Source organism: Ktedonobacterales bacterium (assembly GCA_036557285.1).
Lineage (GTDB): Bacteria > Chloroflexota > Ktedonobacteria > Ktedonobacterales > DATBGS01 > DATBHW01.
Window position 1 is genome coordinate 1 of sequence record DATBHW010000029.1, and the last position, 23,463, is coordinate 23,463.

Annotated in this window: 16 protein-coding genes; 10 read left to right on the forward strand and 6 right to left on the reverse strand. The window is 57.7% G+C overall.

The features are described 5' to 3' along the window. The first annotated feature begins 1,020 nt into the window (after positions 1 to 1,020). Together VH599_08650 and VH599_08655 are read left to right on the forward strand one after the other, a co-directional pair. Positions 1,021 to 2,637: a peptide ABC transporter substrate-binding protein gene (locus tag VH599_08650; protein HEY7348370.1), complete on the forward strand. Its 1,617-nt coding sequence runs from the start codon at positions 1,021 to 1,023 to the stop codon at positions 2,635 to 2,637. 215 nt (positions 2,638 to 2,852) lie between these two features. Next, the gene (locus VH599_08655) at positions 2,853 to 3,695 is read left to right on the forward strand and encodes an alpha/beta hydrolase (GenBank protein HEY7348371.1); all 843 of its coding nucleotides are present in this window, start codon (positions 2,853 to 2,855) and stop codon (positions 3,693 to 3,695) included. A gap of 56 nt (positions 3,696 to 3,751) precedes the next feature. Here the strand turns inward: VH599_08655 and VH599_08660 are convergent, their stop codons facing one another. The 5 genes from VH599_08660 to VH599_08680 all read right to left on the reverse strand — a co-directional run bounded on the left by VH599_08660 (position 3,752) and on the right by VH599_08680 (position 8,458). After that, positions 3,752 to 4,564 carry a hypothetical protein gene (locus tag VH599_08660; protein HEY7348372.1) on the reverse strand — a complete coding sequence of 271 codons (813 nt, stop codon included), beginning with the start codon at positions 4,562 to 4,564 and terminating at the stop codon, positions 3,752 to 3,754. Between the two features lie 94 nt (positions 4,565 to 4,658). Further along, positions 4,659 to 5,543, reverse strand: a complete 885-nt coding sequence (locus tag VH599_08665) for a hypothetical protein (GenBank protein ID HEY7348373.1) — start codon at positions 5,541 to 5,543, stop codon at positions 4,659 to 4,661. A 297-nt stretch (positions 5,544 to 5,840) separates the two neighbouring features. Further along, positions 5,841 to 6,119 (reverse strand): hypothetical protein, encoded by a 279-nt coding sequence (locus VH599_08670; GenBank protein HEY7348374.1) that lies wholly within the window; start codon positions 6,117 to 6,119, stop codon positions 5,841 to 5,843. A 127-nt stretch (positions 6,120 to 6,246) separates the two neighbouring features. Then, a complete protein-coding gene (locus tag VH599_08675; protein HEY7348375.1) occupies positions 6,247 to 7,206 on the reverse strand; it encodes a hypothetical protein in 960 nt (319 codons plus the stop codon). Positions 7,207 to 7,456: 250 nt separating this feature from the next. Further along, positions 7,457 to 8,458, reverse strand: a complete 1,002-nt coding sequence (locus VH599_08680) for a substrate-binding domain-containing protein (protein HEY7348376.1) — start codon at positions 8,456 to 8,458, stop codon at positions 7,457 to 7,459. 290 nt (positions 8,459 to 8,748) lie between these two features. Here VH599_08680 and VH599_08685 point away from each other — a divergent pair, with 290 nt between their 5' ends. From VH599_08685 to VH599_08715, 7 genes are all read left to right on the forward strand, one after another. Further along, entirely contained in the window at positions 8,749 to 10,953 is a 2,205-nt protein-coding gene (locus VH599_08685) for a hypothetical protein (protein HEY7348377.1), read from the forward strand. A gap of 20 nt (positions 10,954 to 10,973) precedes the next feature. Then, positions 10,974 to 11,732, forward strand: a complete 759-nt coding sequence (locus VH599_08690; protein HEY7348378.1) for a vWA domain-containing protein — start codon at positions 10,974 to 10,976, stop codon at positions 11,730 to 11,732. Between the two features lie 14 nt (positions 11,733 to 11,746). Beyond that, the gene (locus VH599_08695) at positions 11,747 to 12,700 is read left to right on the forward strand and encodes a hypothetical protein (protein HEY7348379.1); all 954 of its coding nucleotides are present in this window, start codon (positions 11,747 to 11,749) and stop codon (positions 12,698 to 12,700) included. Positions 12,701 to 12,890: 190 nt separating this feature from the next. Then, a complete protein-coding gene (locus VH599_08700) occupies positions 12,891 to 13,262 on the forward strand; it encodes an EsaB/YukD family protein (protein ID HEY7348380.1) in 372 nt (123 codons plus the stop codon). A 77-nt stretch (positions 13,263 to 13,339) separates the two neighbouring features. After that, positions 13,340 to 17,443, forward strand: a complete 4,104-nt coding sequence (eccCb, locus tag VH599_08705; protein ID HEY7348381.1) for a type VII secretion protein EccCb — start codon at positions 13,340 to 13,342, stop codon at positions 17,441 to 17,443. A 27-nt stretch (positions 17,444 to 17,470) separates the two neighbouring features. Beyond that, entirely contained in the window at positions 17,471 to 18,829 is a 1,359-nt protein-coding gene (locus VH599_08710) for an O-acetylhomoserine aminocarboxypropyltransferase/cysteine synthase family protein (GenBank protein HEY7348382.1), read from the forward strand. Further along, on the forward strand, positions 18,826 to 19,329 hold the full coding sequence (locus tag VH599_08715) for a CoA-binding protein (protein ID HEY7348383.1): 504 nt from the start codon (positions 18,826 to 18,828) through the stop codon (positions 19,327 to 19,329). The genes VH599_08710 and VH599_08715 overlap by 4 nt, the downstream gene beginning before the upstream one ends. Before the next feature lie 49 nt (positions 19,330 to 19,378). Here VH599_08715 and VH599_08720 read toward each other — a convergent pair whose 3' ends face one another. Further along, complete coding sequence (locus VH599_08720; protein ID HEY7348384.1) at positions 19,379 to 21,304, reverse strand: serine hydrolase; 1,926 nt, start codon at positions 21,302 to 21,304, stop codon at positions 19,379 to 19,381. 492 nt (positions 21,305 to 21,796) lie between these two features. On the opposite strand from VH599_08720, the gene VH599_08725 reads away from it, so the two are divergent. Beyond that, on the forward strand, positions 21,797 to 23,440 hold the full coding sequence (locus tag VH599_08725) for a cellulase family glycosylhydrolase (protein ID HEY7348385.1): 1,644 nt from the start codon (positions 21,797 to 21,799) through the stop codon (positions 23,438 to 23,440). Positions 23,441 to 23,463 lie beyond the last annotated feature (23 nt).

Here is a 23,463-nt window from a genome sequence, read left to right on the forward strand (position 1 = left end):
CATCGCGGCCAATCGGGCGTATGCCTCGTTGGAGGAAGAAGCCGAGCGAGCTGTAGCTTGGCTCGACGGCCTCACCAATGACGAGCGGTTGCGCCGCTGTGGTCTGAAGTCCTCTAAATTTCAATGGCTATCTACTTAGGAGTCGGCAGCGGCACAGCGCCAGCGCATCTCTCGAATGGCAGCCAGGCAGCAGAGTGAAGTTCGAGAGATGCGCTCCATCCTGGCTGGCATAGCTCTCTATCCGATAGAAATGACCCATCGTGGCGTCTTCGGCTTTGTGATTCCCAAAAGTGGACGCCGCTTCTCTTCACGACCCCTGGCGAGAAAGAACGCTTTCACTCCAGCTCCTCCACCACGTTCCAGAAGCCAAACTTTCCATATCCATGTGAACATTTGCAGAAAAGAGCGTATCTCTTTTGCAACGAGCCTCTCTGGCTTCGAGTAGTTCGTTTTTCTACCAGGCTCAGACTCGTATTCTGTCGTATCTCAGGGTTCCCTTCGTAATTTGACCGAGAGACGAACATCAAGCAAGGCAAGGAAGGGGGTGGTCTTTCGCAAAGAGCGGCGTCAGCACAAAGAACAGCCAGCCCAAACCCTGGAGAACGCCGTGATCTTGGCGGACCAGCGTTCTTCAGGCTTTTCAGGCCAGCCGCCCTGTTGTGGAGAGTTTGAGGCTCTACCAGTTGGTATCATAGCATAGGTGTCTTCTCTGCTCAATTCCCCAAGGTTCCGCGGAAAAGAGAGGCCACACTGCCAGGCGACACGTCTTACCGACCAGCGCCGCCTGACTCTCCCCGCCAGAGTCTGTTCCTTTGTGTCCTTGCTGCAAACACCAGCGTGTAGCGCAGCTACAACGGCCCTCAATAAGCGACTGCGCGGAGATTATCACGAAGCACTACCCGGCAATCGAACTCCTTCTGGATACAGCCGCGCGCACATTTTGGGCCTGTTTCCTCAGCGTTTTCCTCGAACTCTCGTCTTGCTGCGAGAGGCAAACCAGAACAAAAGGACACAAGTTTCATGCACAAGAAAACCTTGTTCGCCACTGAGGCGCTCCTCATTTTGGGGCTGCTGAGCCTGCTTCTTACGGCATGTGGCTCACCGAGTGGCAGCGCGGCCAAGCAGATCCTCAATATGCCTAATATTGGGACGCAGGACATCAAAACGATGGACCCCGCCACAGTGACCGACCTGAACTCTGCCCAGGCCATTGAGTTAGCTTTTAGTGGGCTGGTGAGTCTGGACCCAAAGACCCTGCAAGTCATCCCGGACATTGCCACGAGTTGGGACGTTTCCAATGGCGGCAAAACCTACACCTTCCACCTGCAAAGCGGCGTCAAGTTCTCTAATGGCGATGCGGTGGATGCCGACACCTTTGCCTACAGCATTGACCGCGCGCTGGACCCGGCCACCAAGTCGAACATCGCTACCCTCTACCTGGGTCATATCATTGGCGCCAATGATCGCAACGCTGGCAAAATCCCAACGATCATTGGCAACGGCGTCAAGGCCGTTGACCCACTGACACTCCAGATCAATCTGGATTCCCCCATCGGCTTTTTCCTGCAAACCATGACCTACCCCACTTCCTGGGCCGTGGACAAGAACGTCGTCCAGCAGTATGGCGCAAACTGGTGGGAGGACCATGCAGTCGGTACCGGACCCTTCATCCTCCAGAAATGGCAGCACAAGATCCAACTGACCTTCGTGCAGAACCCCAACTGGTACGGCAAGAAGCTCACGCTGACCGAAGTTGATATGCCGATGATCGCCGACACCGACACAGCCTTCAAGCGCTTCCAGGCCAAACAGGCTGATGTTGATAACGGCGTGGACTCGGCAAACTATCCCATAGCCAAGGCGCTGGGTTCCAGCCAGTTCTTCGAAGGCCCGGCTTTGTCCATCGGCTACCTCTCCCCGAACAGCGCCGTTGCCCCCTTCGATAATCTGACGGTGCGCCAGGCGTTCGCCGAAGCAGTAGACCGTGACACTATCGCCAATCAGTTGCTCAGAGGATTTGTTCTCCCCTCCGATCATATCGTGCCGCAAGGCATGCCGGGGTACAATGCGAATCTGAAGGGCTTGTCCTTCGATCCCAAGGACGCCAAGGACAAGCTGACCTCGGTCTATCCTGATGTAAGCAAGATGCCAGCAGTCACGTTGGAGTATCCCAAGGTGGCGGATAATGATAAGGTGGCGGCGAAACTCCAGCAGGACTTCCAGACCTACCTGGGGGTGCATATCAACCTGAATGCGGTGGATTTCGAACAACTCATCCCCGATGTCTACACCAACAAGGTGCAGTTCTACTTCCTCGGCTGGATCGCCGACTATCCCGACCCCCAGGACTGGACCTCGTTACAGTTTGTCAAGGGATCGCCCAACAACACGATGAACTTCGAGAATCCACAGGTCGATCAACTCGTCGCGCAGGCCGATGTGGAGCAGGATCAGGCAATGCGTATATCGCTCTACAACCAGGCGGAAGAGTTGGCCGTCGATGGGGTGGCCTGGATTCCCATCAGCCAGGGCAAGAACGTCTACACGTTCCAGACCTATGTGAAGGGCTTTGTTCAGGATGCAGGTGGACTGACTCCCGACAACGTCTGGCCGAATATCTCTATTGCAGCCCATTGATGCGCGATCTGAGGGCTAAGCCCTCAGCCGTAGCGATCACCCTCCTGCTGTTGGGCGCTGAGGAGATTCTACTCCTCAGCGCCCAACGCTACAGATGTAAAAGCCACTTTCCTCTTTCTTGCCTCTATCACCTCTCCTGCTGGGCATAATATAATCACTTGCACACCTGCCTGTCATTCGCGCCGCTCGCAATATTTTTTTGGAAGGAGAACACTATGTCAGATTCCCTGGAAATGGGTGGTCAATCCCGGTGGATTGATTTACCTGGCGGGCGCTTTCACTATCTTAGTTGGGGGGCAGCGCGGACAGCTCGGCCCAGCGCGCTGCTGCTGCATGGCATTACCAGTGACGCCCAGAGTTGGGTGCGCGTTGGGCCAGCACTGGCAGACCGCTATCGGGTCTACGCGCTGGATATGCGCGGTCATGGGCAGAGTATCAAACCGGCGCCAGGAGCCTATAGCTTGCGCCACACCGCCGACGACGCGGCAGCGTTTATCGAGGCGCTGAACCTGGATCATCCAGCGGTGATCGGCCATTCCTGGGGTGGAGCGACGGCGATTGTGCTGGCTAGTGGAGCGTGGTCCCAAAAGCCCATTCCTCTTCTCTCACAGGTGATTCTGGAAGACCCGGCTCATAGTTTTGGTCGGGGTGATCTCGAAGAGCGTATCGCTAATTATACCAGAGACATCGGGCGACCCGCCCAGGAACTGCGTGTCGAGATTGCCGCCGATAACCCTGGCTGGACCGAGGCCGATATTGAGGGCAAGATTGACGCGCTGCAACACGTAACCCGCGAGGCAGTGGTCAGCGTCTTCTCTGAAGCTGACCAGTCGAATGAACTGCTGCCACTGCTCGCCAGGATCAAAACGCCAACCCTCGTGATCCGAGCCGATGCGGCCCTGGGAACGACGCTGGACGACGCTGACTGGGAGCAGACGAAACACTATCTGCCCGCCCACAGCCGCGCGGTCGAGATCGCAGGAGCCACACACAATGTCCACCGCAGCAGCTTCTCGCCCTTCATGCAGGCCGTCAACGATTTCCTGAACGAATCGTAAAAAGGCGCGAATGCTGCGCAACGATAGGGAGCGCCGCGATACATGACCACGCCAGGCTAAGCAGGGCGAGAGAGTTCCTCGAAATACTGAAGCAGTTGGCGTTTCATGTCAGACGCATTCGTGGATTGTATCAACAGAACAGGTTCACCAGGCGTCTTTTGTGTGGCGCGCCAGGCAGAACCCGCGCCTTGCAGCACAAAAATGCTGCGCGCATCTCGAATCGCCTCTGGCCCGCAGCGCAGCACCGCAACCGAGCCGACGAAAGTTGGGTGGGCCAGCGCCTGATAGAGCGGCGCCGCATCGGCTGCGCGTACCCCATGCCGGGCGAGGAAGGCTTCGGCGCGCTCGCGCGGCTGATGCTGCGCGAGTTCTCTTACCGCGCGGAAGTCATCTTCGCTCATCTCCACCGCCGCGTTAGTCTGCGGCGTTTCCTCCAACTCCAGGATATAGCGCTCTCGCTCGATCATGGTTGGAATGTCTGGTAACACGGCAAGCCGATGCGCCTGCTCATGAGGATACGAGTGTTCCACCGCCAAGTCGTGAGCCGTGTAGTGGAGAAAGAGCTGTGGCCCGACGCCGGTCACATTCCGAACGAGGATAACAGCTACTTCGGGATAGGCTACGACCCTGGCAAGATTCTCGAAGGCAGGAGCAAGCTGGTACTCTCCCTGTTCCTGGCGCTTCAAAGCGCCTCGCTGCTGCAACGCCGCTTCGCCCTGCGCCAGTATCGCGCGGCGTTCCCCCTCGTCTGAGGGGAATAAGGACGCTGGCTCTATGCCAACAACGTGGCGCGCATGGACCGCATCAAGCAGCGCAAGAAACTCTGGATGATTCAGGACAAGTTCTCGCATCAACATTGAAGTAGGCATGGTGTGCAGCGCGCGCTGAGCATCTGTTCCCGCAAGACGCGCTACCCCTCCTTTCCTGGCCTGAGCGCATACAGGCTATTGACCACTGGCGCACTCACCACGCTCCACCAAAATCCAGCCCAAGCGTGAAAGGCCCCAATTTGACCTTCGTATGCTTACCAATCTCAACACCAAGTTCAAGCTTCAGCCCTACACCAGCATTGACACCAACATTCACACCAGCTATATCTGTGCCAAGATGCCCATCTACCTCCGCCAGATTGACGCCGACCTCGGCCCCAAGTGAATCATCCTCAATACCAGCAAAGCCCGAAGCTGACAAGACCTTCGCATCGCCCCCATAAGTTAGCCCCAGGTCTTTGGAGCCTAACCTTCCCCTGTCTTCGATGGACGCGGCGGTAGCTTCGCCCCAGATGCCAGCATTCAGATTGCCATCTTTCTCCATAACCCCCACCCCGACAGCCCCTGTCCCGAATTTAGCTTCTGCCTCATTGTAGAAGCTGCCCTTGTCAGTTTCCGAAATCGGGAGTGTAACCGCGCTGCCCTCAACCCCCACCCCAACCAGGCTTTTGCTTTTGCCATCTTCGAACTCAGAACCTATTTTGCTAGTGGGCGCAACCCCGCCTATCTTCACGCGTTTCTCGCCGCTCTCGCCCCCCTCTATCGAGCCAGGACCACCCCCTGCTGGAACTTTGCCTCCACCAGAGGCAATCTCCGCCTCCAGATGGACCGTATCACTGACCACCAGCAGCAGCCGCGATTGCGCCGCCTGAAGCAGTTGCGCCACTTCGTTCAACTGCGTGAGCGCTTGTCGTATCGGCGTGCTGACACCGATTTCGGTGTATTGCAGCGCCGCCTCCAGCGTTGTTAACTGCCATACCAACTGTTCGATGTCGTTGCGCAGTTGCGATTCAATCTTCCCTAAAGCGCCAGCAGCAGCCCGAACCTCATCTGCGTCTATGGTCAACATTCCCGGCATACCGGATTCTCCTGCTCTTGGTCTGCGCTTGTGTTTCTGCTATTTGCCGGGGCCATCTCTTTCGCCCCTGTCGGCAGCAGCTTTCCCATCGTCAAAAGAAGAGCGGCTAGCAATATGGCTCATCGCTTGCCGCAACAAAAAGCGGCACATAACCAGCGCCGGATAGAGAAGATACCTTAGAGACTCACATGATCTCCAGAGACGTACATGATCTCCAAGTTGGCGTCATTCCCTGTATCGGGCGCAGGCTATGTGCCTCTTTGCAGCAGCGTGAGCCAGACCTGGACTACCTGGTCTTTAGCTCGACTGGATGGCCGACTCGGTCTGGCGAGCGTCGGTGACGACTTGAACAAGACGCTGCTGAGCATCCTTCAGCAAGTTCTCGATATTGGTGAGTTGCTGCTGAGCCTGCTGCAACTGATCCTCCGCACCCACCTGTGTCCAGTGTACAGCCGCCTGAAGGGCCGAGTATTGCCCCCTGAGCTGCGAGTTTGCGCTCTCGATAGACTGTACGAGGGACGCGAGCTGATTCGCAACGCTCTGCACTTGATCAGCATCAATTTGCAGGATTGCCATTCCGAAAACCTCCTTGCGAATCCTGGGTTAAAGAATAGGTAACAAACAGTGGGTAAAATCGAGAAAGAAGCCTCGCGCTTCTTCTGCATTGAAGAGTATAACATTGCCTGCTGAAGAATACAAGAGCTTAGTGGTACAAAGTTTCTTGTTGGTGATGGAAATGAGCAATGGCAGCATTACAGATCGTGTCCAGCACTTTGAGAGGATCCCCCACCTCTGCCAGTTGCGCCCGCACATCGCTGGTATCTCCCCCGCTCACCTCAGAAAACAGCCGCTCCGCGCAGGAAACGATCCCCTGATGCTGACGGCTCACCTCAGCCATCAGGCTATCAATGGCAGCAAGCATATCATTGACATCTGATGAGATGGCGGCAATCTCGTCATGGCCGATCACTTCAAGACGTGCCTCTCTTTCATCGGCTAGGCCAGCCTGGGTCACTTGCCGTAATCGCTGAAGCGGGCCAAGCAGCGAAATCGTGACCAGCAAGCCAGCAATCAGGATGGCCGCCAGAGCAGCAGAGGCAGCCAGAAGAGTTCTTACCCGTTGATCATGGCCTTCTTGCAAACGCGCGGCGCTCTGGACAGAGAGGCCCAGGCCGCGCTCAAATTGGATGAGGCTGGAGATGGCGCTGAGTACATCTGTAGCCATCGGATCGGCCTGGACGCGCGCCAGCGTCTCCGCTGCGATTACTTTGCCAGCCAGGATGTCTTGCAACACCTCTGTTTGTGCCGCAGCATACCTTTGCCATGTCGAGATCAGGCTGATGACCAGTCCATGCTGCTGCTCAATCGCCGCGCCTTGCCCTAGCTGGTTCAGCCACTCTGCCTGAGCAGGATGCTGAGCGAGCAGGTTTTCGCGTACAAACGCGGCTATTTCCGCCTCATACTGCCTGGACAGGCTCTTGACAGCTTCTTGATCGCTCAACAGCGTCTGATGGGGCTGGCTCTCAGCCGCATCTTCTACAGCAACATGTGCCTGGGCGTTATCGGCCTGGAGAAGCAGGAGAGCCGTTGTCAATTGGGCGCTGGCTACGCCCACCTGTTCTTGAAAAAGAGCCGTCTGGCTCACCGCTTGAGAAGATTGCAAACCGACGAATCCAGAAGCCAGCACAGCCACCAGCCCGGCGAACAGAAATCCTGTAGCAAGGCGAGCAGCGATAGGGACGCGGCAAAGAAGGCGATGGGGGTAACTGAATGATGCTGCTCCTGATTTATGCAGCCACCTGTTTGCACGACGAGCCACGGACAAGAGCCAGGAACGCTGTGGCGAACGCGATGGCGCAGGTGATGCGCTCACTGGAACAGAGCGACGAGGGCGCATAGGATGAACCTCGCTTTCAGGCTGACGTGGTGAATGCCGCTGGCGACGCCGATATGGGCGAGCCATCCATCTCAGTGAGGGGAATGTAGCCAAGTTGCTGGATAAGCTGCTCTACCGATGTAGTCTGCATAAAGTGGAGAAACAGCGCCCTGATCCCGCTATCCCCTGTGGCCTCCTGCATCCCAGCGGCGCCAGTATCCCGCGTATACAGATGCGCAAAGCTCCAAAAAGCATAGCGGCCTGCCAGAATCTGCTCTGCTGTGGCTGGTTCTCCATCAATGGCAACCGCGCGCACGCGCGCATTCAGCAGCGGCCCCGGCAAATAGCTGATGCTTCCCGGCGTTCGCGCCACCATATCGCGCAGTGTTTCCGGGGAATCAGTGGGCAGCGTAGTGCCGACTTCAGTGGCAGCGCCCAACGCCTCCTCACGAAATAAAAACCGTATATCAGAGGTCAGCGGTGGCATCAGCGCCACAAGCTTCTGATCTGGGCCGCCAAGCTGCTTCCAATTGGTAATCGCCCCGGTTGAAAAGATGCCACGAATCTGTTCCCGTGAGAGCGAAGGCAGCGACACATCGGGATGAGCAATGATGAAGAAGGGGACAATACAGACAAGCTGGTCAAGCATATGCTCAGCGGAAATGGCGGCAGGGTCCGCATAGACGATAGTGGCAGCAATATCAGCCTGCTGGTGAACCAGATCGCTGAGGCCATCAACATTTTCGCTGCTCCGCAGGTCGATCTGCGCCTCCGGGTGCTGGCGCTCATACAAGGCAGCGGCAGTTCTGACGAGAGGCAGCAGCGCGGGCGAACTGGTGATGAGCAGGTGCGATGAGCCGGGCGTCGCATTCGCGCCGATGCCGCCTGGGAGTCCGCCGCATCCGGCTACAATGGGCAGAAGCAGGAGAGCAAAGAAGAACCAGGGGAACCGATGTATTACTTGCAAGGCGGCGGGCGATTTGACACGACTCGCTGGAGAGAGGCATACACTGCCGACCCTGGCTGATGAACTCGTCACCGCAAAACACCTCCTTGCGCCCTCTCCAGATGGACGCTGGGGCGTATCACCATCAATTACCCGGCAGAAGCTGGCATTGATTTACAACGTGGCTGTGTGTATACTACAATACTGCCGCTGAGTTATGTAACTGCTGTCTGGAACGTCGTCAGTTTGTCAGTTCGCTGCTGGCCTGCGGACCATCCAGCGAGGTAACTACTTTTATGGAACCAGGCGTTTTCATCCCTTGCCCGCGATGTCGTGATTTAGTGCCAGTTAGAGCGCAATTTTGCGGTAACTGTGGTTTGAGAATGACCGTACCCCCTTCAGGGCCGCTGCCAGCTTCTTCTGGGCCGCAGCAAGCTTCTCTTCCCCCCTCTGGCGCGCAGCCCCACGCCAGCGCCTATCAGGCATATCAAGGTGTTCCGGCTGAGAACACCGGGCGCGCCGCTGCTGCCCCCCGCATTACTCGTTCTTTTAGCGGCATCTTGCAGCGCCTGACTCGTCGCTTTGACAGCGGCCAGACAGCTATGCCCAATCCAACGCCCTCAACACCCTTTCCAGAACCGCCAGGGCTGGCCCCGGAGCGGGCCATTGTCCTGTCAATCAATCGGTCCCCCGCCGAATCCATAATCAATCTTCCTGCCATTCAGGATGCGCAAGCCGGACCTCGCTCTGCGGCCATCCCGGAGTCCAGGGCGCTTACCCCTGCACTACCTCGTGAAGCGCCTATCTCGGCTCAATCTGGTCCTGTTATCGTACCGCAGCGTCAGCCGGATGGACAAGGAGCGCCGCTGCCACGAAACCAGAAGCAATTTCGTCGGCGCGTGATTGGCTCCAGCGTGGCGGTGATCCTGGTACTCGTGATTACAGGCATCACCGTAGTGAGGCTGCTGACGCCAGCGCAAGACCTCACGCTGGTTGCGCCAACCCGGTTGGGCGCATTTCCAACCGGCAGCGCCCTGGCAGCATCCTCGCTCTTCATCCAGCCGGCCTGGTCAGCGGCAGATAGCGTACAGGTTGCGGCGGACGCGGATCACATCGCCGCGCTCACGCCGCTCCCCCCTGACGCTGCGGCTGGTTTTCCTCAGGGGGACACTGCTCCCCTTGCCAGGCGCGTCCAGACCCTGACCGGATTAGGGCAGACACAGATGGGTATTCAAGCGCCGATGGACGTATCCATAGCGGCCACAGATCACTATGTCGTTGAGGCAGTGGACGCCGGTTTCCAGATCATTGACACACAGGATAAAGTCCTGTCTATCGGCTTCGTCCAGTTTTTCCATCAGGTACGGCATACCGCCGATGTATTTGGTGAACCGCTCGTCATCTTCGACCCGACAGGTCAGCAATGGGTACTCGTCGTCAATGAGATAGCGAAGAACAGCCTGGGCAACGTCGCCAGCTACTTCGATGTGGCTATTAGCACGACCAGTTCGCCGCTCGATCTGTGGCACGTCTATCAAATTCCCACCCTGACCAACGACTACGGAACATGCAACTGGGCCGATGATCCGCAGTTGGGAAGCAACGCTTTGGGCTTCTTCATCGCGGGTTCTAACTTCAACTGCGGAACGGACGGTACGCTCAACGGAGTAGTCCTTTGGGAACTCCCCAGGGCAAAGTTCGGCAAAGGCAAGAGCGAAGCGCCGCTGAGATGGACCCGTTTCACCAACAAGGGCCAGCCGCTGCTTTCATTAGTACCAGCCGTTGAGTCGGGAACAACGTCCACAGAATGGCTGGTTGGGAATGACGCTGGAGAAAGTGACTCGGCAGACTATCAACACACTTCTCGGAGCCTTCACCTCTGGGCTATCGCGCCAGTGTCCTCTCCAGGGCAAGCGACAGGCGCGGCGCTGCCGAGAGCCGACCTGACGCTCGCAGCCGCCTATGCCGATCCACCGCTGGCGCAGCAGCCAACGCCTGATTCACAAGCAAACCAATCATCGCCAAGGCTCTCAACTGGCGACGCGCGCGTGGCGCGCGCGCAATTCGTGAACGGCCATCTTTATATCGCTTTCACCACTGCCGTCAACTGGGTTGGCGACTCGCTCACTCGTTCGGGTATTTACTGGATTGACCTTGCGCCTTCGCTCGTTTCCCGAACCAGGAGTATATCCGCCAGAGTCGTGCAGGCGGGTATTTTGGGACTCCCCGGAACATACCTGTTCACGCCGACGCTGGCAGCCGACGCGCAAGGCGATATGATCTTGTCAGCGCAGATTGCTTCTTCCAGCATCTATCCTGGTATCATCTATACCAGCCGTCGCAGCAGCGACCCTCCTGGAGAGATGGGGCAGGAGAATACGATCATCACTCTCCAGTCGGGGACGAAACCTTTTGGCGCGCACTGGGGCGATTACGCGGGCAGCAGCCTGGTATTCGATAGCACGCCCGCATCTTCACGAGCCTGGATAGCAGCCCCGGTCATCGATCCTGGTTCAGAGAGCGACGAGATCGCCTCAAGCTGGCGTACCAGGATGTGGGAATTCGAGATTGGCGACAACCCTTTATAGCAGATCCGTGAGAACAGCCAATGCAAGAGCGAGTCTATATCCAACCGGCCACGACCCTGACCCCCGCGCTCATCATCTATCTTGTAGATGCGAGCGATTCAATGAACCAGATGTGCAGCGACAGAAGCAAGATGGAGGTTGTCAATAAAGCCCTGCGCCTGTCGTTACGAGATCTCTGGCGGCGTTCGATGCGCGATGGAATGCCCCAGCGCCGCTACAAAATTGCCATCTTCGCCTACAGCACGAAGGTGGTTGACGTGCTCGGGGGCATGGTAGACCTTCCCGAACTGCTTCAGTATGGCGTGCCACAATGGAGCGCCGACGGCGTGACCGATATGGCCGCTGCCTTCGCTACAGTAGAGGCGTTCCTCGAAAAGCGGCTCGCCGAGTTTCAGCGTTGCCCGGCGCCGCTTGTCTGCCATCTAACCGACGCCGTTTTTACCACGACCGATCCATCACCAGCCATCAGCCGCATTCAAGGAATGCGCGTCGAGGACGGCCCGGTGCTGATGGAACACGTCTATGTCGCCGAGCGTATGCTGCGCAAACCGATCCGAGACTGGTATCAGTGGCAAGGGGTTCGCCGCGCGAGCGAGTTAGCCGATAAGTACGCCAGGTTTCTGCTCGGCCTTTCTTCGCGGCTCCCGGAGCCTTATCGCCATAACATCAATGGCTATGGCTATCATCTTCAGCCGGGCGCCATGATGTTCTTTCCTGGTATCCAGCACGATCTCATTCGGCTCGCCTTCGTTGCTTCTATCGCCACACAGATCAAATGACCAGAAGGTCCGGCATGGCTGTCTTTCGCCCGCATCTGCGCATGGTTCTCTGCATTGGAACGGCGTGCTACCGCTTTTTGCCCGATCCCTTTCTTTTGACCGAGCCTGATACGGTCTTCATGTTGGAGGGCAGCGAAGCGTTCATCTATCAGGTGCAAGAGTTAGGGACAGGCAAGCCTTTCGCGCTGAAAGTCGCCAGGGCTGCTACACGCGGAAAACATATCGAGCAAGCTGTCAACGCCCTGGCGCGCTGTCCAGAGAGCAATGGCCTGACGCTGGCCCGGCAGCGCATCTGCCTGACGAAAGCCACGCATCCGCGCCTGATTGCAATGTTTCCTCAGTTGGAATACGCGGTCCTCATGCCCTGGTTTCAGGGCCGCACCTGGGCGGGTTCTATGCTTGACCGAAAAGCAAGCGAAAGCTATACGGCTCATCAGGCGGTGAAACTCGCGCGGATGACCTCGCTGGCCTTGCGCAGCCTGGAACAGCAGCGCCTCGCGCACAGCGATATTGCCGGAAGTAACACGCTGGTGCTGCCCCACTTTCAGGGCATCGAGTTCCTCGACCTCGAAGGGCTATACTTTCCCGAAGCCGCGCCGCCGCGCGCCAACTGGGGTACGCCAGGCTACCAGCATCGGCATCCGGGCCGCCAGGGCCAGTGGTGCGCCGAAGGGGACCGCTTTGCAGGAGCTATTCTGTTGACGGAGATGCTTACCTGGTGTGACCAACAGGTGCGAGCCTCTGTCCCGTCAGGAGCCGAATCGCTCTTTCGCCCGGAAGAACTGCAAGAAAGCGGGCCGCCGCTCTTGGAAACGGTGCGAACCGCATTGACGAAAAACTGCCCCCCGGCGCTGGACCTCTTCGATCAAGCGTGGACCTCCCGTGACCTCTGCGCCTGCCCAACGCTTGACGCCTGGGCAAGCTGTTTGCGCTATGAGCACCCGGACGACGCTGAGCGCCCCGTCTAACTGGCTTCCTGATCGGCGTCTCCGCGCGATCTCAGCCCACAGAACCAGAGCTACAGGCAGGTTAGAGAGCATTCAGCCTGACCTTGACACTCAACAGTACGCTTCATATACTGATATATGCCAGGCACACATTCGCTGCTGCCGCTTGCGGAGCCGGGCCGCCTGGTGCATTGGAAACGGCAGGAACGCTATGCACACCCTCCTTGTCACGGTGGATTATCTTAACGACAGCCTTGACCTCGCCCTATCCGCAGAAGCTCCGCTGAGTGAGCTGCTCCCCATCCTTCTGGAAGTGTGTGGATTGGCCCAGCGCGAGGCCAGTTCTTCTGAGGAGTGGGAACTTACTCTATACGGGGGCGAGGCGCTGCCTTTGACTCGCTCGCTTGAGGGCTGCGGCGTCTTTGATGGTACGCGCCTGGTACTGAAAAGGGCTGCCGCGCAGGAAAGCACCATGAACCTGCGCCTTCCAGGTCGGGTACACGTATTCCCCTATCCGCCTGCCACTTCCGAAACCGAAGGCCCTCGTGTGCGCTGGATTCACGATGATCCGCTCAATGAGTAGCGCGTCAAGCCGCTTCACTTGCCGCAGGAGACGCAAGCGAGATATAGTAACGCAAGATATATTACGAGGATTCCACCATGCCTGGTCTTATCTTTCACCGTCCAGCACGAAGCTACCCTGATCGCCTGCCCACAGATGAAATCGTCATCGCGGCCCCACCCATCCTGCCACAGTCACAGAGCGGCGGGTTTTCCTGGATGCAGTTGCTTGTTCCCCTGCTGAGTTCGGTAGGTTTCCTGGCCTTTGCTTTCATCTATCCAGACCCCATCTTTATTCTGGTCGCTGCCTTTATGGTGGTGGCTATGTTTAGCGGCGCTGCACTGATGCAATTTGTGCAGCGGCGAACCACGCGGGTCCAGGTCAAGGCCAATCGCAGTAAATATCTTCGCTACATTCAGCAGCAGCGCATCTGGCTGCACGAAGTTGCCCAGCGCCAACAGCAGCTGATGAACCGGCTCCATCCACCGTTAGCAACCCTGGCCGCCTGTGTCGAGCGGCGCGAATACCTCTGGGAGCGCCGCATCACGGATGCCGATTTCCTCCAGGTGCGTCTGGCCGCCGACGTAGCGCCGCTGTGCTGCCCTTTGACCATCGAGCAGGACAAGAATCCCCTGGCGGAGTACGACAGGGATTGTTTGACAGAGGCGCGCTTGCTGCTGGCAAAGTACAGTCAGGTAGAAAACGTACCCCTGGTGTCGCCCCTGAGTACCCTTGGCGCGCTCGTCATGACCGGCAACCGTCCACGAGTACGGGCGCTCTTGCGCTCTATGCTGTGCCAGGTTGCTGCTTTTCAAGCTCCCGATGATGTTCGCGTGATCGCCTACTTTCCCATCGAGGCTGCGCAGGAATGGTCCTGGCTCAAGTGGCTGCCGCATACCCGCCTGTTCCGCCAATTCAAGTCAGCCAGGCAGCAAGACATCGAGCCATTGTGCCTGCTGGCAGATGCCCTCGACGATTTTCAGGAAATCCTGACTTCGCAATTGGTTCCAGAACTTGAGCGCCGCCGCAAGTTCAATGCAGACCCGAACGCGCCAACTGGAAGCGCCGTCAGGCCGCATTTCATCGTCTTGCTTGACGGCTACTCGCCCGATAGCCCCCTGGCACACCTGCCTGCCATTCATGAATTGTTCACTGACGCGGCCCGCCTGGGGGTCACGATCCTTTGTCTGGTCCATGACGCAGCCGATGAGCCGCCAATCCTTCAGGCGCGCCTCCAGGTTTCGGAGATGGGCTGGTTTTCCTATGAGGAGACCGCGCCAGAAGGGCGACGCTTTGCGGGTCTTTCCGCCGACTTCGCTGACGTGGCAACCTGCGAGCGGATCGCCCGTAGTCTGACGCCACTGGTCCTCGGAGAGAAAGGGAAGCAGCAGGATCTCTCTCAAGAAGTCCGTTTGCTCCCCCTCCTGGGTCACGCCTTCGCTGATGACCTGGCCGCGTCAGACACCTGGCACGCCCGCAGCAGGAGCGAACTGCTGCGCGTTCCCTTCGGCATTGGCGCAGCCGGAGAGCCGGTGATTCTGGACATCAAAGAGGCTGCCGAGGGCGGGATGGGGCCACACGGCCTCATCATCGGCGCGACAGGCTCTGGCAAGAGTGAACTGCTGCGCACCATCGTCACCAGCCTGGCGATTACCCATGATCCCGAAACTCTCAACTTCGTCCTGGCAGATTTCAAAGGCGGCGCTTCCTTTGCTGACCTGGCCGGACTTCCGCATGTCGCTGGCCTGATTACCAATCTTCAGAGCGATCTCACCCTGATAGACCGGATGCGCGCCGCGTTAAGCAGCGAGCAAGAACGCCGCCAGCAGATGCTCCGCGAAGCCGGAAACCTGGATAACATCCAGCAGTACCACGCGAGACGGCAGATCTTTCCTGGCATGGAGCCGATGCCTTATCTCATGATTGTCGTGGACGAGTTTGCCGAACTGCTTGCCAATCGCCCGGAGTTTTTGGAACTCTTTGTGGCGATTGGGCGCGTAGGCCGCAGCCTGGGTATGCACCTGCTGCTGGCGACGCAGCGGCTTGGAGAAGGGCGCATTCAGGGGCTGGAGGGACTCTTACGCTATCGCATTTGCTTGCGCACCTTCAGCGTTCTGGAAAGCGCCGCCGTCCTCGACACCCCTGATGCCTTTTATCTGCCCTCCTTTCCCGGCATCGGTTATTTCAAGGTTGATACAACTATCTACGAGCAATTCAAATCGGCGCTGATCTCTGCTCCCTATTCCCCCGGCGGCATGAACGGAATCGAGCAGGCGCCTGTACAGCGGTTCTCACCCACAGGAAAACTGGTACCCTATGTCAGAGCATTGCCCCAAAATGGCGGCAGCGCCGTTGGCGCGTTGCAAAAAGCCGGGGATGAGAGCCTGCATACAGATATGGATGTGGTCATTACGCATCTTATTGCCCGGCAGACCCAGCAGCAGAAGGTAGCCGTCCATCAGGTATGGTTGCCACCGCTGGCATCGTACCTCACCCTGGGCGAAGTCTTCTCTATGCAGAGCGCGAGCAAAATAGAGGCGCCTTCCAGAAAGCCTCTTCCCCGACCCGATCTGCTTCAGGTTCCCATCGGCATTGTTGATATGCCTGCTCTGCAAAAGCAGGAGCCGCTGCTGCTGGATTTCTCAGGGGCTGGCGGGCACCTTGCCATTGTCGGCGCTCCTCAGACGGGGAAGAGTACCTTTCTCCAGACCTTGATTACCGCCTTTGGGGTGACTCATACCCCCTATGAGGTTCAGTTCTATTGTATTGACCTTGGCGGCGGTCAACTGCGCCTGCTGGAACATCTGCCCCACGTCGGCAGCGTCTGCGATAAGACGGAAAGGGATAAAGTCCGGCGGCTTATTCGCCAGATCCGCATGATTATTGAAGAGCGCATGTATCTGTTCCGCGAAGCGCGTATTGATACCATTATGACCCTGCGTTCACGCCGCCAGGCGGGCGAGTTTCAGGACATGCCATTTGGTGACGTGTTTCTCGTCATTGATGACTTTGCCCACTTCCAGCAGGAGTTTGAAGACCTTGAGATTGAACTCTTTGAGGTAGCCACGGCTGGTCTGACCTACGGTGTGCATCTCGTCTTTGCCAGCAATCGCTGGAGCGACATTCGCTCAAAACTCCGCGATTCCCTCGGCGCTCGCCTCGAACTCCGGCTTAACGATCCGCTGGAGTCTGAGGTGAGCAAAGCCGCCGCCCTCTCTCTACCCGCCGGGGCGCCTGGACGTGGCCTGCTGAAAAATGGCCTCCACTTTCAGGTAGCGGTCCCCCGGTTCGGGAGCGGCGCAATCGTACAAGCACAGCCGTTGTCTGAAGCAGTGGAAACGCTGGTACACGCGCTGCGCCAGGAGTGGAGAGGCGTTTCAGCGCCCCTTATCCGCATGCTGCCCGCGCTCGTCACCCAGCATGATCTTCCGGCTCCTGGGACCGATCAGCGATCAGGCGTCCCCGTTGGGCTGGAGGAGCTTGAACTCCAGCCGGTATACATTGACCTGCTGGATGACAACCCGCACTTCCTCATTCTTGGTGACGCGCAGTGCGGCAAGACCTCGCTACTCCATGCCTGGATGCTCGGATTGCAGCATCGCTACACCCCGGACCAGGTACAGTTTATCATCGTTGATTATCGCCGAAAATTGCTCAGCCTGGCTAAAAGCGCGCATCTCTTTGCTTACGCCTACACCCCATCCCTGTTGAAAGAGTGTATCGAACGCCTCAAAGTCGAGCTTGAAAAGCGCGTACTCTCGGCGGCCAATCTCTCGCTTGAAGAACTCCATCAACCTGCCAGATGGACCGGCCCCCACTACATCCTCTTCATTGATGATTATGAACTCTTGACAACCCCATCGGGCAATCCCTTGCTCCCGCTGGTAGAACTCATCGGCCAGGGACGCGATATAGGGCTGCACGTCGTTCTTGCGCGCCGCGTCGGCGGCGCCTTGCGCTCAGGCATGGAGCCAATATACCAGCGCATCAAAGAGATGGGGAGTCCGGGTTTCATTATGGACGGCGATCCCCAGGAAGGCCCCCTGCTGGGAACGCAGCGCGCCACCACGCTCCCTCCGGGGCGCGGCTATCTTGTTCGCCGGGGACATCGCCCGGCGCTTGTTCAGATCATCTGCCTGGAGCCTGGAGTCCTGGCAGGGCAAGGCAGCCAGAACGGTGATAAGATGGAGCAGAATCCGTAAGACCTGCCATTGGAAGAGGAGTAGAGCATGCCAGAAATTGATGCAGACCACCGCTTTGGCTTTGATACGCTCTCCGTTCATGCCGGGCAGCGGCCTGATCCGACTACCGGAGCGCGAGCAGTGCCTATTTACCAGACTACTTCGTATGTCTTCGATGACACCGATCACGCCGCGCACCTGTTTGCCTTGCAGCGCTTCGGAAATATCTATACACGCATCATGAATCCCACCACCGCAGCTTTCGAGGAGCGCATCGCTGCCCTTGAGGGTGGCACAGGGGCGCTCGCCGCAGCATCGGGCATGGCCGCGCAGATGGTGACGATGATGACGCTTCTGCGCCCTGGCGACGAGATCGTCTCCTCCAGCAGCCTCTACGGAGGCACGCATACCCAATTCGACCTGACGCTGCGCACCTGGGGCATTCAGACTCATTTTATCGACAGCACCGATCCTGAAAACTATCGGCGCGCCATCACGCCGCGCACGCGCGTCCTCTACGGCGAAACCATCGGCAACCCGCGTGGCGATGTGCTCGATGTGCAGGCAGTCGCTGCTATTGCGCACGAGGCGGGCATTCCCCTCGTCATTGATAACACCTTCGCTACGCCGTACCTGTGCCAGCCAATGGCATATGGCGCTGATATTGTGGTCCATTCCGCCACCAAGTTTATTGGTGGGCATGGCACTTCAATCGCGGGGGTGCTGGTCGAGTCCGGCAAGTTTCCCTGGGACAACGGCAAGTTTCCCCACATCGTTGATCCCTCGCCCGGCTATCATGGGGTGCGGTTTTACGAAACGTTTGGGGATTTTGCCTTTGTGATGAAAGCCCGCGTGGAGACAGTACGCGATACGGGGGCTTGTATCAGTCCGTTCAACTCGTTTCTGCTGCTGCAAGGATTGGAGACGCTTTCGCTGCGCATGGAGCGGCACTGTCAGAACGCGCTCCAGGTCGCGCAGTTCCTCAAAGAGCATCCTGCCGTCAGTTGGGTGCATTATCCGGGCCTGTCGGATGACCCCTCCTTTGGGATGGCGCAGCGCTACCTACCGCGTGGCGCTGGCTCCATCTTCACCTTCGGCGTCAAGGGCGGCTACGAAGCGGGCAAAGCGGTCATCAATCAGGTGAAATTGTTTTCGCACCTGGCAAACGTTGGCGACGCGCGCAGCTTGATTATTCATCCCGCGAGTACCACACATCAGCAGCTTTCAGCAGAGGATCAACTGGCAGGTGGCGTAACTCCCGACCTGATTCGGGTCTCGATTGGGCTGGAAAACATCGAAGATATTCTGTGGGATCTGGACCAGGCGCTGCACCACGCATCAGCGACGGTGCAGGTCACTGTGGCGCAGAGCGATTCGACCCAGGCGGTGAAAGAGGGGGTGGCATGAGTACCACTAAACAGGCTGCTGGCAATCTTACGCCGGATATGTACGAGCGGCTCAAGTTGCTGCGGCAGTATCGGCATATTGCCATCGTCGGAATCTCGGCAGACCAGTATCGGCCCAGCCATTTTGTAGCGATCTACATGCTGGCAGAGGGCTATGACATCATCCTCGTTAACCCGGCCCATGCCGGACAGACCATCCTGGGCAAAAAGGTGTATGCCTCGTTGAAGGAGGCCAAAGAAGCAGGCGAGACCATCGAGATCGTGGATGTCTTCCGTAAGCCGGAAGCGATCTTACCGATTGCGGAAGAAGCCATACAGATCGGGGCCAGGGTGTTATGGTTGCAACTGGGCATTCGCAATGATGAAGCAGGCGAGCGAGCGAGAGAGGCCGGGCTGATTTTTGTCCAGGACCGCTGTATCAAGATGGAACACGCTAGATTTTTTGGAGGGCTGCATACCGTTGGATTGAACACAGGGGTGATCCTGTCACATAAGCTCTGAGAGCAGCCAGGTGGCCTTGCTATTTCGCAAGCCGCAGATACATCCGCTGTTATATCTGCTGCGAGAGGAGCGAGGCCACCTCCTGACAGACCTGGCGTGCGATGGCCTGGCCTTCCTGGAGCGAGTTCAGGTGTGCCGAGTAGACGGAAATAATATAAGTCTCGCTCCCAACTCTCACAATGCCCGATGTATTCATCGCCCAGCGGTTATCTGTGCCAACCACCCAGCCATCTTTCATAGCGACAGCTGCCCCCTGCGGCCTGGTGTCACCCACGCCTATCTGCTGGGCTGGCTCGATATTCTCCAGCAGCGAGAACGCCAGCGCGCGATCCTGCTGTGTCAGCACTTTACCCTCATACAGCAGCGTCAATAGCTGCACCATCGCCAGCGGCTTCACGAAGCTATAGGTCCATTCACAGTTATCTGGCTCCAGGCCAGTAATCCCGATCTGATCCAGATACTCCTTTAGCCCGATGCCCCAACCAATTTCGCCGTACAGCTCCTCACCAGCCTCATCATCAGCATTTTTAATCAACTTCGTCAACAGATCCATCTCATGAGCACTCGGTCTGCGGTCCTGCTGCTCCGTCATCGTCAGAAATGCCAGCAGAATAGGCACCTTGACTGAATTGCCCATGAGGTAATGATTGTTCAGGTGATAGGTATAGTATTGCTGGCGGGTCAGGTCGTAGACAGCGGCAGCCGTATGATCGCCCTGGCTTGCCAGGTACTGCGCGAGGCCGGATGAAAGCAGATCGAATGAGGCCCACGCGGAGGTTTTTCCTGGCGAGGTGAAGGTAGTCCCAATGGCTGGCGCCCACCCATCGCCAGAGGTTTTAACACCTTTCCACTTCACATGGTACCAGAGCGTTCCGCCGTTCCACCGCGTATCGCCAGCCAGGGTGAGTGGGAAGTGCTGACCGACGTGGAGGGTTGCGGCGCCCGTGGCTGGCGCGTTGAGGATGTCTATGTCGCCGTTGGCCCAGATGGTAGTGTGCGTACCCAGCGCAGGGGCAGGTGGAGTGAGGGTTCGCAGATAGGCCACGCCGGTATCAAGCGGCTGAATGAGAGGCTGACCAGAGGCGTCCTTGTTATCAAGATTCATGATCAGCGCCCTACGCCAGAAGACCTGGATCAGCAGACGGTGCGAGGCGCCGTACTGAGTGGTGGCAAAGGGGATGGCCTCAGTCAATGGAGCGCCAAAATCGGTTTGCCAGCCATCGGGCGACACATTGCGACGTGTTATAAAGGCCCACAGAGCGGCTGGGATTACATGACCGACCTTCCTACCATCGCGCGTGCCGCCCTGAATGAACACGCCGCCGCTCGATTCGCTCTGCGGGCTGTTCTGGTTCACGGCGCTGTTGGGCGCGGGTTCAGGTATCATCTGGTCGGGATTCGTCGCGCTGCGCAGATCGGTATAGGTTAAACTGCCCCCCACATGCGCCTGGCTCCCCACCGTGAGCAGGGTATGCAGCAATGGGAGTTGAATGACGCCGGTATGGCTGTCTTTCAGTCCGTCCGGTATCAAACGCTCTATCTGTTTATCCGCCTGGCTGGTCCTGGTGGTGGCTGCCCCTGGTATCCCTGGCAGGAGCAGCGCGTTTGCGGTAAAGAATTGAATCCACCCCTGGGCGATAGGAAAGCCCGGCGTCACCGGCGCTCCCAGGAGCGTCGCCCCCGCATGCGATTGATAATAGGCGCTAAAAGCTGGATCAACCGCGATCTGCAAGGTCTCTGGCGAAGAAAATGGGATCGTTGCCGCCGTAGTGTCCGTATCATCGGCCCAGCGGCTTGCATCGCCTGCGGCTATCCTCTGGTTGTTCAGTTGCGCATTGAGCTGCACGATCCAGATACTCATACCAAGCAGTGATACCAGCACCGCCAAGGTTCCAAGCCCGATCCACGGCCTGGAGACGAGTTGTCCGGGCCACCGAACCATTCTCGAATTGATCCTGGGCAAATGTTTTTGCATACAGTAAAGGCTCCTTGTTAAGTGCAGAAGAGAGACGCGCTGGCGTCAATGCCCTGGGACATGCGCAAAGCAGCAGCAAAGTATATACCAGCCACAACAGTGCCAACACTGTTTCGCAGGCGAACGCTCACAGGCGGTTTCGCCCAGTGGTTTGCTATTTGCAGTGACAGCCGCCAGCCCTACCAGAAAGATTGTATGGGGCGGTATGAGCGGCGGCCCCGCTGAAAAGTAATGTGCTTGTGGTGTCTATGCTTTTGATAAAATGCCTGGCGTAATAAAATGCTTGACAAACTTTGCTATTCCCTCTATACTCATCGTAACCGATACCGAAATCGCTTACGTGAACGCTCTCGGTATCGGTTACAAGACTGTCTCATTTGCGCTGCGGCGCAGCAATGCCGCGAGTTCCACCTATGTATCAGAATAGTATATAGTAAAGGCGCCCTCTTATTGTTTTCTTACGATGGGTTACTAGCTTGAGAGAAATCTTCCATGAAGCCATGTGCCTTTTGTCAGGGACCAAAAGACCCGATCAGCGGCATCTGTCGTCGGTGTGGCCGGATGGCCCAGGATGACCCGTTTATTCTAACCACACCACCTCCAACCCCATCTTTCCTCCATGTCGCAACCGCTGAAAGCCAATGTCCAGGTTGTGGGGAAGCGATCATCGCCGACCAGCGGTTTTGCAGGAAATGTGGGCTGGCGCTGCCCACCCTTTCCACCCAGCCAGAGGGCCAACTGATCGGTCAGCGCGCTGGCGCAAAGGAGAGCGAAGCAGAAGCCCTCCCCAGCAGCGCGCCCACGTTCCAAACGTCTCCAGGCTCGACAGGCGCGTGGTGGGAAACTCCCACCGTGCCAGTAGTCCAGACGCAGGCGCGCGATACCGTCTCGTCTGGTGTGCGGCGGCGGCGGGTCTGGCTCAGCCTCTTACTCCTGGTGGTCGGCCTCGGCAGCATCGGCGGCTATCTGGTCCTGCATGCTCAGACGCAGGAGCCTGGCCGCAAGGTGAGCAGCGTCGGTACGCCCGGAGCAAACCCAACCAGCGGGCTGGCCCCGACCCCAACCGCCTCGCCGCCGGTCGGGTCCGGCTACTGGCACACCAGCGGCATCCAAATTGTGGATGCAAACAATCATCCGGTGCGAATTGCAGGCCTCAACTGGTTTGGCTTTGAATCGCCTACCTACGTGGTTCACGGCCTGGGGCAGCGCGATTACCACGATCTGCTCCGCCAAATCAAAAGCCTTGGCTATAACACCATCCGCATACCATTCTCTGATCAGTTGTTTTTTGCTAATAGTGTCCCAAACGGCATCTCGTTTAACAACGGCATGAACCAGGATCTGCAAGGACTCAACGGGTTGCAGATTCTGGATAAAATTGTGGCCGCGTCCGGTCAAGTGGGCTTGCGGATTATTCTGGACCATCACGGCATAGACGCTGGCTCGCAAACCAAACTCTGGTCAGCGCCTGATTGTTCTGTATCCTGCTTTGAGGCGGATTGGCTGATGCTAGCCACCCATTACCTGGGCAACACAACGGTTATTGGAGCGGATCTGGATAACGAGCCGCACGCCGCAGCCTGTTGGGGATGTGGTAATCCCTCAGTAGATTGGCAAATGGAGGCTCAGAGTCTGGGCAATAAGATTCTGGCGATCAACCCTCACTGGCTGATCTTTGTCGAGGGCGTGGAGTGCTACAAAGGGGATTGTTACTGGTGGGGAGGCAACCTGGAAGGGGTAGCCGACACGCCAGTCCAACTCAATGTACCCAATCAGGTCGTCTATTCTCCGCACGACTATCCGCCTGATGTCTATAATCTGCACTACTTTAACGAACCCGATTATCCCGATAACCTGCCTGGCATCTGGGATGCCCATTGGGGCTTTATTGTCAAAGAGGGCATCGCCCCCCTCATGTTAGGGGAGTTCGGCACCCTGTTGACCACGACGAAGGACCAGCAGTGGTTCACGAGCATCATCGCCTATCTGGGCAACGGGGTTACAGGAATAAGCTGGACGTATTGGGCATTAAATCCTGACTCGGTGGACACCGGAGGCATTCTGCAAAATGATTGGGCCACAGTCAACCAGCAGAAACAGGATTACCTGAACCCCATTGAGTTTCCGCTTGTCTAGACTCTTCCCCTCTTTTGGAGGCG